13 protein-coding genes are annotated in these 13,015 nt (G+C 60.4%); 5 read left to right on the forward strand and 8 right to left on the reverse strand.

Translation table 11 applies throughout. From position 1 onward, the window contains the following. The first annotated feature begins 16 nt into the window (after positions 1-16). The gene (locus tag SB816_RS10880; protein ID WP_155755627.1) at positions 17-724 is read left to right on the forward strand and encodes a hypothetical protein; all 708 of its coding nucleotides are present in this window, start codon (positions 17-19) and stop codon (positions 722-724) included. A gap of 475 nt (positions 725-1,199) precedes the next feature. On the opposite strand, the gene SB816_RS10885 is transcribed toward SB816_RS10880, so the two are convergent. Continuing rightward, the gene (locus tag SB816_RS10885; RefSeq protein ID WP_410546946.1) at positions 1,200-3,212 is read right to left on the reverse strand and encodes a DUF4034 domain-containing protein; all 2,013 of its coding nucleotides are present in this window, start codon (positions 3,210-3,212) and stop codon (positions 1,200-1,202) included. Positions 3,213-3,486: 274 nt separating this feature from the next. On the opposite strand from SB816_RS10885, the gene SB816_RS10890 reads away from it, so the two are divergent. From SB816_RS10890 to SB816_RS10905, 4 genes are all read left to right on the forward strand, one after another. Further along, the gene (locus tag SB816_RS10890) at positions 3,487-3,909 is read left to right on the forward strand and encodes a hypothetical protein (protein WP_156330738.1); all 423 of its coding nucleotides are present in this window, start codon (positions 3,487-3,489) and stop codon (positions 3,907-3,909) included. Beyond that, positions 3,909-5,327: an FAD-dependent oxidoreductase gene (locus tag SB816_RS10895; protein ID WP_175142771.1), complete on the forward strand. Its 1,419-nt coding sequence runs from the start codon at positions 3,909-3,911 to the stop codon at positions 5,325-5,327. The genes SB816_RS10890 and SB816_RS10895 overlap by 1 nt, the downstream gene beginning before the upstream one ends. 97 nt (positions 5,328-5,424) lie before the next feature. Continuing rightward, complete coding sequence (locus tag SB816_RS10900; RefSeq protein ID WP_410546947.1) at positions 5,425-6,069, forward strand: hypothetical protein; 645 nt, start codon at positions 5,425-5,427, stop codon at positions 6,067-6,069. Positions 6,070-6,204: 135 nt separating this feature from the next. Then, positions 6,205-6,417 carry a hypothetical protein gene (locus tag SB816_RS10905; protein WP_175142770.1) on the forward strand — a complete coding sequence of 71 codons (213 nt, stop codon included), beginning with the start codon at positions 6,205-6,207 and terminating at the stop codon, positions 6,415-6,417. A gap of 113 nt (positions 6,418-6,530) precedes the next feature. Here the strand turns inward: SB816_RS10905 and SB816_RS10910 are convergent, their stop codons facing one another. From SB816_RS10910 to SB816_RS10940, 7 genes are all read right to left on the reverse strand, one after another. Further along, positions 6,531-6,842 carry a hypothetical protein gene (locus tag SB816_RS10910; RefSeq protein WP_175142769.1) on the reverse strand — a complete coding sequence of 104 codons (312 nt, stop codon included), beginning with the start codon at positions 6,840-6,842 and terminating at the stop codon, positions 6,531-6,533. A gap of 347 nt (positions 6,843-7,189) precedes the next feature. Beyond that, positions 7,190-8,038 (reverse strand): class I SAM-dependent methyltransferase, encoded by an 849-nt coding sequence (locus tag SB816_RS10915; protein WP_410546948.1) that lies wholly within the window; start codon positions 8,036-8,038, stop codon positions 7,190-7,192. A 150-nt stretch (positions 8,039-8,188) separates the two neighbouring features. Next, positions 8,189-8,983: an ABC transporter substrate-binding protein gene (locus tag SB816_RS10920; RefSeq protein ID WP_410547125.1), complete on the reverse strand. Its 795-nt coding sequence runs from the start codon at positions 8,981-8,983 to the stop codon at positions 8,189-8,191. A gap of 132 nt (positions 8,984-9,115) precedes the next feature. Next, on the reverse strand, positions 9,116-9,886 hold the full coding sequence (locus SB816_RS10925; RefSeq protein ID WP_343719818.1) for an MBL fold metallo-hydrolase: 771 nt from the start codon (positions 9,884-9,886) through the stop codon (positions 9,116-9,118). A gap of 4 nt (positions 9,887-9,890) precedes the next feature. Next, positions 9,891-10,862: a Bug family tripartite tricarboxylate transporter substrate binding protein gene (locus SB816_RS10930; protein WP_410546949.1), complete on the reverse strand. Its 972-nt coding sequence runs from the start codon at positions 10,860-10,862 to the stop codon at positions 9,891-9,893. Between the two features lie 27 nt (positions 10,863-10,889). Next, positions 10,890-11,936 (reverse strand): Ldh family oxidoreductase, encoded by a 1,047-nt coding sequence (locus SB816_RS10935; RefSeq protein WP_410546950.1) that lies wholly within the window; start codon positions 11,934-11,936, stop codon positions 10,890-10,892. A gap of 36 nt (positions 11,937-11,972) precedes the next feature. Beyond that, positions 11,973-12,965, reverse strand: a complete 993-nt coding sequence (locus SB816_RS10940; RefSeq protein WP_410546951.1) for a Bug family tripartite tricarboxylate transporter substrate binding protein — start codon at positions 12,963-12,965, stop codon at positions 11,973-11,975. Positions 12,966-13,015: the final 50 nt, after the last annotated feature.

Below are 13,015 nucleotides of genomic sequence, written 5' to 3' on the forward strand. Positions count from 1 at the left end.
TTGAGTTCAGGATGTTATGGCTTCGAATGGATTGGGGCTTTCATGCCGCGAGTGCTGGTGGCGGGTGCTGGTAATTTTTGCTGCTATTGGCTTTTTTGTAGTGGCCTGTGTGTCTAAATGGCCTTGGATGGAATCTCCTTGGTCCGCTGCCTCAGCCGTGGCCACGGCGGCGGCGGCACTTGTGGCTCTTTGGCTTGGAAGGATAAATATTGCTTCGGAGGAAACGAAGGAAAAAAACAATGCGTCCGTTATGAAAATATGCATAGAAGAGGACTTGAAAGAAATGCTTGTCCTATTGGGGCGCATCGCGGTGATAGTGAGAATGGCCGAAACAGCGAAAATTCCGGAAAAGGACCATGCGGCACTCTTAGGAGCTTTTAAAGATGCCGCTGATCGCATAGAAATGCCGTCAGCATCAAAAATGATTGATAAAGCTTCCTTTCTTGAAGTCGAACAGAGAGAGGCTTACCTGAAAATTCACACGGGCCTTCCTCATCTAAAACGACGGTGTGATAAGCTCCCTGACCTTAATAGATTTGGCCTGGATGCTGCAAAGTATTTCGATTCGGGTCTTCAAATTAAAGATGATATAAAAAAAATATCTCATTTCTCCAAAGTTTTTTTATCTGATCAAAAAAAATATTATTGGAGAAGCTTGAAATTTTGGTCGGATGCTTATGATTCTGGGGGAAGGAGTTTTCATGATCACCCGCTGGATCGATAAATATGTATTCGGATAAAAATGCTGTTTTATGCATTATCTCGGATATGGGTTGAGAGATTTCCTTTGACGGATGTATCATTTTGATCGGTAAGATTAAGGTGGCTCGTTCTGAGTCCTTCAATCTGGTCACGTCAGCACTATGTCGTGGGTACAGGCCGGGTAGGGGGTAGGCATAAAGAGCACACTTGTCGCGGCCTTCAGCCAAGCTTCCGTCCTTTGCTGATCGGCTGGGGGCGTATAAGACGGGAGGACCAACGCCATCGAGAGCATCAATGCGCAACTGTGCCGTGAACCGGTTCGCCACCATTTATGCCGAACGCTTCACTGACCCGTATCGCTGAGATAGCATCAACAAGCCTGACAGATCCTCGACCGGGTGTTTAATGCCTTAAACACAAGAATACTCACAGTCCCCTGGGAGTCGATATTCAGGACTGGATCAGTTTGAACGTCGATGATCCCAGGGTCCGTCTGCTTATTCCGCGGCCTTCGGCGGCAGATCCTCCGCCGTTACGCCGCCCCGTCCCATATACGCCCCGAACACCGTGCCAATGGTCTTGACCAGACTATGCGAGTTCATCACCTCGCCATGGATCTCGTCGATACCCTCGTCGTCCGGTTGCAGCTTGCTGGCGTGCCCGACCCATTCGATGGCGGCAAAGCGGTTCTTCTTGGCGCCGTGGCCGCGCGCATAGGCCAATCCGATTTCGGCGCTGGCGCGGGCGGCGCGCCAGTCGTCGTCTTCGTCGACCAGCGGCCGCAGATAATCGCGCACGCCGCTCTGTTTTTCCGCGTCGGTGCCGTGGTCGCGCAGCAGCACCCCGATGCGCAAGCGCGCCAGACCGTCGGCGCGCGGTTCTTCGCGCGACTCCTGCAACAGCCGCAATACCGTCTCGACATTCTCGCGGCGCGAGAAATCCATCTTGCCGTCGAACAGGTGCCGATGCGCCATGTTGTACTTGGCCAGCGGCGAACCATCGTCCACCGCGCGTTGCAGCCATTCGTCGCGCACTGCCTCATCCAGATAATGGTCGGGCGTGTTGTCGCGGAAGCCGCGGTGAATGTCGTACATGCTGCTGGCCGCGTCGGGAAAGCGCCGATCCGCCAACTGGCGTGTCAGGAAATAACCTTCCTCGTGCGCGCCGCCATCCCACAGCATCGCGGCGGCCGCCAGCACATTGAAACTGTCGTCCGTCTGGTCGCGGCCGAGTTCGGCGGCGCGATCCAGCAGTTGTTGCGCCTTGGCCGGATCCTTTTCAAACCCCCACAGCCCGAACTGATGCGCCACCGCCACCAACCCCTGCGGCGTCGCCAACTGGTTCCAGCCGCTCATGCGCTCCAGCACGCGCTTGAACGCGCCGTCGTCGTCCAGAATGTGGTGAATCAGCGTCACGTGCGCGAAACTGCGGAACGGCCCGTCCACTTCGCCAAAATACATATTCCCCGGGAACGCCGCCACGCTCTGCGCGTGCAGCTTGCGGGCACGCGCATGGTCGCCCAGTGAATAACTGACGAAATTCGCGAACCGACCGAGCGCCTCGCCGCGTTCCTGGGGCCGCAGATCGCGCTGCAGGAACGATTCGAAGGCCTGGCGATGGGCTTGCACCGCCTGCGTTTCTTCCGATTCCGGAAAATCGCTCAGCTCGTCCCACAGGCCGATCCAGCGGATCGCGTTGCGCTGCGGTTCCGTCAGCGTCTCGCACAGCGGGCCGCTGGCCAGGCCGTCGATATCCTCGTAACTGCCGCCCCAACGCGGTTGCAGATACTGCGCATACGCGATCAGCGTTTCCAGGTGGCCCGGGCGCAATTCCAGCGCGCGCAGCAGCCAGTAATCCTTGCCCTGTTCCATTTCATGCTCGGCGCGCGGCGCGAGCCATGCGGGCAGGGACCGCGGCGCCTGATCCGGTTGCAGGCGCGGCACGCCGTATTCCGCCAGATGCGCCAGCGCGGCGTCCATCAGGCCGGGTTCCTCGACATCGTCGTGGGTAATCGTTTCCGGAGGATTGCCTTCGAACAACTGGCGCAGCCAATACGGCTCTTTGAAATGCGCCGCCATTTGCATCATGGTCACGCAGGCCGCGACGGGACGCGGCGACAGCGTCATGGCTTTCAACAGCGCGGCGGCGGCGGTTTCGCAGGCCAGGGCGGCGCCGATCCAGCGATCCTGCGTCACGCTGTCCGCCCAGCCGAAGCCGCGGATATCCGCGGCGCGGCCGAAGCAGAAGTTACCCAGGACCAGGTGTGCGTGGTAGGAGTCGGGGCAGGCGGCGATCCAGGTCTGGAGGAAGTCGGCGGCTTGCGGGTAGGGGACGGTGCTGTAGTCGAAGAGGGTGCCGGAGAGGACGGCTTCGGAATACGCGGAAATCTGGCTGGCGGGGAGCGACCAATCCTGTTGTTCCAGGTCGGCGTAGTAGGCGTCGATTTGGGAAAACGCGCGGGATTGGACCAGGGCGCGGAGGTCTTGGCGGATGGTGGTGAGCGTGCGCAAGGATCTACCTGTCGTTAAATGCGGAGCGACCTGTAGGGGTCGGAATAACGCTTGATTATTGAAGCAAATTCACGATGGAGCGGGAGGATGATAAATTTCCATTTCGAAATGTAATATGATCCTTCGGGTCTGAGGTCTGAACAGGTCAGGTGGCTACCGTCAGGGATCCGTTATCTAGATAGCGGAGAGATTTACGACGTAATGCTGATAAGTACCAAGACCAATGGATGGAGGCTTGAGTTAGAAGTCGGCTCTGAACTTCTTGTGAGGATGTATGGAAGACATAAAAACAGCTCTCAATAGATACTTAAATGATAACTATTCTGATGGTGATATCGTTGAGGTTAAGAAAGTTAGAGATGATCTAGCTCCCGATTTTTTGTATGCGGGTAATCCGCTTTCGAAGATTTTATCCGAAATCAGTAGCGGCTTCCGTGCATTAGTAAGAGCGCGGATGCTGGAGCGAGTTAGGCCCGGAGTCTATTATTACAGGCCGAACAAATATTCCGATTCAATTGAAAATCTCCCGGTCGAATATAGTGGGCGTTCAGCGGTTTCTATAGTCGAGCCCCAGAATCTGATCGACATTATGAAACAATTTGAAGATGTGAAGTCTCTGGCAAGGAGTTCGGTTTTTTTAATTCAGCGAGACCTTGCTACGGCGGATGTGGGGCTGTTGCAGGAGGTTAGTTTTTAATGGATGCCGTTAATTCTCTAAGGCCAGGAACTAAGGACGGCCTTGCAATATTGGCTTTTAAAGTCCAAGCCTTGCAATTCGATCTGAATCGGGACTTGCAATTTATAAGTATGAAAGATCAATTGATACGCGGGCGTACGTTAGTACTGGCTGCTGCGAAAGCGGGTCTTGTTAACCCAGGCAGGAGCCTGGCGAACGGGAGTCCAAATATAATTGTTGTTGGGGGAGGTGTCGGTGGTGTATCTGCCGCTCTCATGGCGTGTGAACTAGGGCTAACAGTGCAACTTGTAGAGTCGACGTCTGCGTGTTTTTCCCTTTTAGGATTGGGTAGCGATAGACTATTTAGTGCGACAGTATACGATTGGCCCCATGAACATAGTGGTGGGCACTCCTTTCCCTATATGGAGCCTCTTCGGAATAAGGAAACTATCTCAAATCTTAAAAAGAAGGCTGCGGTGCTGCGTTTTCCGGATGTTCCCAAAACGGGAGCGGAAATGCGAAAATCTTTCCTGTTGCAGCTGGATAAATATAAAGAGAAGTATAGAGATAATATTGAAATAATATATGAGCATAGCCTTCATAGCATGGATGATGTCGCCGTGAATGAAGCGAGCGGAAGAGTGCGGGTCGATGTTTATGGTAAGGGGGGTGTAAGAAATTTAAATGCGCAAATAGTCATATTTGCTATCGGATTCGGCTTGGGTAAAAGTAATGAGCAAACTCTCGCTGCGAGAGATTTTTTTTCCTATAACGAGTTGGAAAGTGACATTAATAAGGCGCTCAATGGTAAAGGGAAGATTCGAATTTTTGGGGGAGGAGATGGAGGGTTGCAGGAGGCTCTCAGATTCTGTCTCGACCCGAATTGGCATGATCTTGGTGGTTGCGTGAATGAGCTGCGAGAAATTCTACGACATGCAAATCATGGGGCGCATTGGGCGCAGATGTGTGGGCGCATTCAATCCGCAGAGGATCAAGCCGTTCGCGCGTCGATGTGGGGTTATGAGGACGGTTGTGTATATCAGGAATTGGATCAAATATATTGGCGAGAAATGGAAGAATTGAATAATTTGGCGCCAGCAGCTCTCAAGGTTTGGTATGAAAGGGTTGTGCGAAAAGTCGAAATTGAAATTGAGCTTGTGGATGAATTGAAATTCAGCAAGAAGGTGTATGGCCTTAATCGTTGGTTGGTAGGGCTACTAATTCGATTGTCCGTTAAGGGTTCTGGGCGTGCCTCATTGTTTAGAAAGACCTCTGAAATGATCAGAAGCTCCGGTAATGAGGCGCCTGATGTTGAGTTACGCCGGATCGGGTTTTCTAGCGTGAGCAAGCAGGAGCAAGTGGGAACGGCAGGGTCGGAGGATCTGTTGCGACGCCTTGCTTTTCAAGGAATTCCGATGAATCTTGATCCCGTGGTGTAGGCCTTGAGTATTTTTGTGTTTGATATATGATTTATTATTTTTTTGATTATTTCTAGATGATATATCTGTAGGAGAAAAAAATAATGGGATTATTGGCGTGAAATTTACTGACTATTCTGGTGGTCCGGTGTCAGTTTTAGTTGTCCAAAACGCCATAGTGGCAGGTATAAAAAAAGCAGCTGGCGCCTACCCTAAAATTTCAGGACTTTCTCTGGATGCGGCTCCTGAGTATTTTTTGACGACGTCTATAGCCGTTCAGGTTGGGAGATTGGGTGTTCTAATTGATCTTGAGAAATCAGTAAAAGAGACGCTAATCAATAGCGGGGCGATTTCTACTGGCGTTGTGCCGAAGGATATCCGCGGTAATGGTCGGTTTGATATGGTTGTCCATAAAAAAAACGAGAAACCACGTTTTCTTGTTGAGGTGAAGCATCCGGTGGGATCATTTCATAGAATTGAGCGTGACGTAAAACGTCTCTCTGCGGTATTGGCAAGAGGTGGAGAGAGAAATTGCCTTCAGTCCGGATTCCTTGCCTCATTCGTTCGAAAAAATGTTCAGGTTGGTGCCGAAGATAGGCTCAATCGTTTGCTGGATGAGATAGGTGATAGGTGTCAGAAATTGGTAGAAAAGCAAGGTCAAAGAATAATTTTGAGTAGCATAGCAATGGATAAGGGAAGTGCATACGCGAGTGCCGCAGTGTGTATTCGAATTGATAAGGCCTCGCGCAAGAAAACCAAATAAAAACTGAGATTTTGTGAAAATTAATGACGATCGTTAGGAGGCTTTTTTATCGATCGTTAGGAGGCTTTTTATAGGGTGAGATGGCATCTTCGTTCGCGTCTATGTCGTACACTTCTCCGACAACCAAGGAGCCCCATGCCGATTCAAACCCTAGGCCGTTGCTGTGTCGTCCTGTTTCTCGCCGCGCTGACTTCCGGCTGTTCCCTGACCAACGAATGCCGCTGGAATCGCAGTAGCTGCATGTATGACGGCAAGTACGAGCCGGGCGAGGAAGACTACGCGGAATCCGAGGCGAAGCGCCTGAACAAGGCTTCGACCGATCGCTTGCGTAAAAGCTCGGGTGATTGAGCGATAGCTCAGCGCAGGCGGTGGCGTGGTGGGTGGCCCGGCATCCTGTCGACTGCCCACCCTTGCGAAGTGCTGGCATCCCGATGGCGCCAAGCACACCGCAACCGCGCCAATCAATGCAATGACCCTTCCGTCATCGCCACTCCAATATCCAACCGCGCCCCGTCCATAGCCGACTCTGCAAGATCCGCAATGTGATCGCAGAGGCTTTCAATGCCGCCTAGCAAGTTGGCGTTGATCCACGGCTCCAGCGGCTCCACGCCGGTGCCCTCGGGTTCCGTCGCGCTATTCCCCACGATCCGGGCGATGGCCCAGATGCCCAGGCAAGCCCGTTCAATCTTCCGAAGATCAGCAAATCGAATAGGGACGCTCTCCGGATCATCCGGCGTGGCCCAGCGGTCAAGGGTATAGGATTGGTCGTTCATCGCGGCTGCCTCTGTCATTAAGCTCGCGCCCCGTTGTCGGTCGGGGCGGGCGAGCACAAGGCCGGGTTGACAGACCGGTGACAAGGGAAACCGGCGCACACGAAGGTGCCCCAGCCAAGGCTCGCCCATGGAGGGACGTACGTCAGCCTACGGACATGAAAACGCCGCTGTTGCAGCGGCTGCCCGCCCTTGCTCTTCCGGCTGTCAATCCGGACGATCGTTGTTGCGATCGCAAGATGAGTATGGGCGTGACGCACATTGGCAGCAATGCCAAGGGTGACATTCTCATCCCTATCCGAGACGAGCGTTCAATAAGAAAAGGACCTCGCAAGGTCCTTTTTCAATTCTCAAGCCGCTTCCGGCAGGAAAAACCGATCCTTCAGCTCCTGCAACCCGATCCGATCCAGCATCTCAGTCAGCCTTTCCGCAGGCTTCCGACGCGGCAGATCCTTGTACTGCGCAATGATCAGCTCATTCTTCATCGAATGCTCCCACCCCACCAGCTCCGTCACGCTGACCTGGTACCCATGCGCTTCGAGCTGCAAGCACCGCAGCACGTTCGTGATCTGGCTGCCAAACTCCCGCGTATGCAGCGGATGCCGCCAGATCTCCGCCAGCGGATCGGCCAGCGCCTTGGCTTTGTTCTTGCGTAGCACCGATGCCACTTCCGCCTGGCAGCAGGGCACGACCACGATGTACTTGGCCTTTTTCTCCAGCGCGAAATGGATCGCGTCGTCGGTGGCGGTGTTGCAGGCGTGCAGGGCCGTGACCACGTCGATGGTCGCGGGCAGTTTGTCGGAGGTGATGGACTCGGCCACCGACAGGTTCAGGAACGACATGCCGCCAAAGCCCAGGCGCTGCGCCAGCTCTTCCGATGACTTGACCAGTTCCTCGCGGGTTTCGATGCCGTAGATGTGCGAGCCGTTCTTCAGCGCGTCGGGCTGTTCCTTGAAGAACAGGTCGTACAGGATGAAGCCCAGGTACGACTTGCCCGCGCCGTGGTCGGCCAGGGTGACGGCGCCGCGTTGTTGCTGGACGTCCTTGAGCAGCGGTTCGATGAACTGGAACAGGTGGTAGACCTGCTTGAGCTTGCGGCGGCTGTCCTGGTTCATCTTGCCGTCGCGGGTCAGGATGTGCAGGGCCTTGAGCAGGTCAATCGACTGGCCGGGGCGGATGTCGTGGGTTTTGTCGGACATGGGGGTAAGGCAATGCGCCCCGCGTGGGGCGGGGCGCAGTGGAAGGCGGAAAGCGTCATTTTAACGAAACCGGTGACTCTCCGTCCGGCAGCCGACAGGGCGGGCCTGCTTGGCGTTGAGCCGTGCGCGGGTCGGCCGACTAGCCGGCGGCTATCCGCCGGCAGCCGGCGCGACGGCGGCGCCGTCGATGCCGTGGCGGGCCAGGGCCTGGGCCACGAAGCCGCTGTGTTTCATGTCTTCGACGAAGTCGGCCAGGACGCGCGCCGCCGCTTCGCCGCGCCCGCGCGGCAGGCCCATGGCCTGGCGGATGGTCATGAAGCTGCCGGGCAGCAGGCGCAGGCCGCCCAGGCGGCCGGCGTCGGCTTCCAGTTGCTGGCGCACGCCGGCGGCGACGTCGGTGCCGGTCTGCAGGAAGGTGTCGACCACGGTGGGCGAGGTGGCGGCGCGGGTGATGGCGGCGCGTTGCAGTTCGCGCGTCAGGTAGAGGTCGTAGGCGCTGCCCAGGCCGACGGTGACGCGGTGGCGCGGGTCGTCGACCTCGGCGATCTCGCGCAGGGGCGAATCGTTGCGCACCAGGTAGGCGCCTTCGATCAGGACGTAGGCGTCGGTGAAGGCGATGCCGGCGGCGCGCTTGGGGTCGATGGCGAAGAAGCCGATGTCGGCGGCGTCCTGGCTGACGGTGTCGACGGCCTTGCCGGCGCTGTCCAGGACGATGAGTTCCAGGGCCACGCCGAGCCGCTGCGCGAAGGCGCGGGCCAGGTCGACGGAGACGCCGGCGGGGGCGCCGCTGGCGTCGCGGGTGGCCAGGATGGGGTTGCCGAGGTTGATGGTGGCGCGCAGCGCGCCGGTGGGGGTGAAGGCCTGGATGATGTTGGCGGGGATGTTGGTGGCGCCGGAATGGGCGGGGACGTCCGAACGTGCGGTGGTGCTGGAAATCGCGGTCATGGCGTTATTGGTGGAGGACAGTGGGAAATTCAAAGGCGATTGCTGATGGCTTGTCTGCCGTGGCGGAAGCTCACAGGCGGCAGCTACGGTTCAAGGGCCGCGGCGGATGGTTCACACCGGGTAGCAGCCGACTCACACGCTGTACCGCCCCGCACCCGGCGCACAGCACAGGTCGATCCGTTGCGGCTCCAGGTCATCCCCGAACCACGCATTGATCGCGGCGCGGCGCTCACCGACATAGACCGGCGCGCCATCGGCGTCGAGTTTCATGCCCAGGTCATGGCCCGGCACGAGCAGGGTATCGGGCCGCTTGCGCCACCATTCCCAGATGCGTTCCAGGCTGGCATGGCTGGCAGCGGCGTCGGCGGTGTCGACTACCTGGCCCGAGACCAGCTCGGCGCGGTTCTTAGCCGCATCGCCGGTGAAGAGGATGGGCTGGCGCGGGTCATCGACGTAGAACAGCAGATGCCCGGGGGTATGGCCGGGCGCGGCGATGGCGGTGATGCCGGGCAGGAAGGCGTCGCCGTCGCCGATGCGGCGCACGCGGTCCAGCCGGTCGAGTTCGCGCACGTACAGTTCGGGCAGCGGGTTGAAGCCGGGCGGTTGCGCGGCGGCCCATTGCAGTTCCCGCGCGCCGATCCAGACGGTGGCGTTGGGGAACAGCGTGAAGTTGACGGCGTGGTCGTAGTGGGCGTGCGTGAGGACGACGTCGGTGATGTCGGCCGGCGCGACGCCGCAGGCGTCCAGGTGGCGGCCGAGCAGGTGGCGCACGCCGAACGCGCCGACGTCCACCAGGATCCTGTGGCGGTCCGAGCGCAGCAGGGTGCTGGTGCTCCAGCCCAGGCCGCCATGGCAGACGGCGCGGCCGGGGTAGCCCTGGATCAGGATATCGATCTGGTACATGGGGTCACTCCGCGGTGATGTGGGCTTCGCTGATCAGTTGGCGGTAGCGTTGCAGGTCGTCGCGCAACTGGCGCGTGAATTCCTCGGGCGTGCCGGCGATGATTTCATTGCCGCCTTCGGTGGCCAGCTTGCGCACCACTTCCGGGTCCTTCACCGCCTGGACCACGGCGTCGTGCAGGGTGGCGATGATGCGCGGATCGGTGCCGGCCGGCGCCAGCAGGCCCTGGAACTGGGTGATGACGAAGTCCTTGTAGCCGAGTTCCTGCATGGTGGGCAGGTCGGGCAGGCTGGAGGCGCGGCGCGGGCCGGTGACGGCGTAGGCGCGCAGCTTGCCGGACTGGATGTGCGGGGTGGCGGTGACGGTGGTGTCGAAGGTGAACGACAGTTGCCCGCCCAGCACGTCGGTCAGGGCCTGGGCGTTGCCCTTGTAGGGCACGTGCGTCAGTTGGGTGCCGGTGCGCAGGGCCAGCAGTTCGCCGGCCAGGTGGCCGCCGGCGCCCAGGCCGGCCGAGCCATAGGTGACGGCGCCGGGTTTCTTGCGGGCGGCGGCGAGCAGGTCGTCGATGCTGTGCGCGGGCGATTGCTGCGGCACCACCAGCGCGTACTGGTAGCTGGTGATCTGGCTGATCGGGGCGAAATCCCTCAACGGGTCATAGGGCGTTTTCTTGTACAGCGACGGGTTGACCACCAGCGGGCCGCTGGCGTCCAGCAGCAGGGTGTAGCCGTCGGGCGCGGCCTTGGCGACGAAGTCGGTGCCGATCATGCCGTTGGCGCCGGGCTTGTTCTCGACCACGATGGTGCCCTTCAGGGTCTTGGCCATGCGGGCCGCGACCACGCGCGCGGTGATGTCGGCCGCGCCGCCGGCCACGTAGGGCACGATCAGGCGGATCGGCTGGCTCGGGTAGTCGGCGGCGCGTGCCAGCGGCGCGGCCAGGGTCGCCGCCAGGACCAGGGTGAGTCGGGCGATGTTCTTCATGTTGTCGGTCTCCTCCGGGATGCCGGCTCAGCCCTGGCCGGCGTGTTGGCGCAGCAGGGCCAGGACGTCCGCGGCCACTTCGATGCCATGGGCGCGCTGGCGCGCCAGCTTGGCCAGTTCGATCTCGCCGGGCTGGATCACGGGGCGGGCCGGGTCGGCGGCCGGGCTGGCGTGCAGGATGGCGGCGAAGTCGTTCATGCGTTCGGCCAGCCATTGGGTCGAGCCCAGGCGGCGGGTGTCGATCAGCAGGAAGAAGTGGCCCAGGTTCTGCGGTTCGTTGGGCGCGTCGACCCAGGATTTGACGTGGGTGAGGTAGGCGGCGTTGGACAGCAGGCCGGCGAACAGGTCCACCATCAGCGCCAGGCCGTAGCCCTTGTGGCCGCCTATCGGCAGCAGGAAGCCGTCCAGCGCCTGTCTGGGGTCGGTGGTCGGTTGGCCCTGGGCGTCGGTGGCCCAGGTGTCGGGGATGGCCTGGCCGGCCTTCAGGGCGTTGCGGATCTTGGCGCGGGCCACCACGCTCATGGCCATGTCGAGCAGGAAGTGCGCGCCGTCCGGGTTCGGCACGGCAAAGCCGATGGGGCTGTTGCCGACGCGCGCGTCGGTGCCGCCCCAGGGGGCGATGGTGGTGGTGGCGTTGCTGCCGATGATGCTGGCGTAGCCGGCCTCGGCGGCGATCAGGCCGTAGGGCGAGATCGGGCCGAAATGGTTGCTCTGGCGGGCGAACGCCAGGCCCACGCCGCATTCGCTGGCGGCCTGCATGGCGGCGCGCAGCGCGTGCATGCCGACCAGCGGGCCGACGCCGTTGTCGCCGTCGACCAGGCGCAGCGCGGGGGCGGGGCTGTCCACGCGGATGCGGGCCTGGCGGTTGATGCCGCCGACCTGCAGGCGCTCGCCATACGATTCGATGCGCGACAGGCCGTGGGTGGACAGGCCGAACAGGTCGGCCAGCACCAGGATGTCGACCACGTCGACGGCGTCCTGGCGCGGCAGGCCCAGGCCTTCGAAGGCGCGCACGCCAAGCTCGCGCAGTTCGGTTTCCGGGACGAGGGAGGGGGAGCCAGCAGTGGCGGCCATGATCAGCAATCCTTGTGTGAAAAAAAGAGGGGGGACTTATTCGGCGGAAAGACGGGCGTCTTTCACCACTTGGCTCCAGCGGCGCTCTTCGGCGTCGATGAAGGCGGCGAATTCGGCCGGGCCGGCGCCGGAAGGCTCGGCGGCGTCATGGGCCAGGCGCTGGCGCACGGCGTCGGTCCGCAGGGCGCGCTGGGCGGCGGCCTGCAGGCGCGAGATCGCTTCCTGCGGCGTGCCGGCCGGGGCCAGCAGGCCGAACCACTGCGAGCTTTCGAAGCCGGGGTAGCCCTGTTCGGCCACGGTGGGAACGTCCGGCAGGATCGGCAGGCGCTGGGCCGAGCCGACGGCCACGATCTTGATCTTGCCGGCCTGCGCATGCGGCAGCAGGCCGGGGATGCCGGCCGCGGCGGCGTCGATGTTGCCGGCCAGCAGGTCGGTGACCTGGGCGCCGGTGCCCTTGTACGGCACATGCACCACGTCGATGCCGGCGGCGGTCTTGAGCATTTCGAAGGCCAGGTGGCCGGCGCTGCCGTTGCCGGCCGAGCCGTAGTTCAGGACGCCCGGCTTGGCGCGCGCCAGCGCCACGAATTCGGGCAGGGTGGCGGCCGGCACCTTGGCGCCCACGGCGAACACCATGGGCAGCTTGGCCAGCAGGATGATCGGGGCGAAGTCGCGGCGCGGGTCATACGACAGGTTGGGCATCATGGTCGGGTTCACCGCCAGGGTGCCGACGTGGCCCAGGATCAGCGTGTAGCCGTCGGGCCGGGCGCGCGCCGCTTCCACCGTGGCGATGCTGCCCTGTCCGCCGCCCTTGTTCTCGACGATGACCTGCTGGCCCAGGTCGCGCGACATTTCCACGGCGACGGCGCGCGCCACTACGTCGGAACTGCCGCCGGGGCCGTAGGGCACCAGCAGGCGGATGGGGCGTTGCGGCCAGGCGTCGGCGTGGGCCGAGAAGGGGGCGGACGACAACAAGGGGGCGGCGGCCAGCGCCAGCGCGGTGCGCAGGCAGGCTCTCCGTAGCGGATTCATGGGTGGGGTCTCCTGTTCGGGCCGCTATTGGTTGCGGCTGGGAGACATCG

It is taken from the genome of Achromobacter sp. SIMBA_011, from assembly GCF_046535435.1.
Taxonomy (GTDB): domain Bacteria; phylum Pseudomonadota; class Gammaproteobacteria; order Burkholderiales; family Burkholderiaceae_B; genus Achromobacter; species Achromobacter dolens.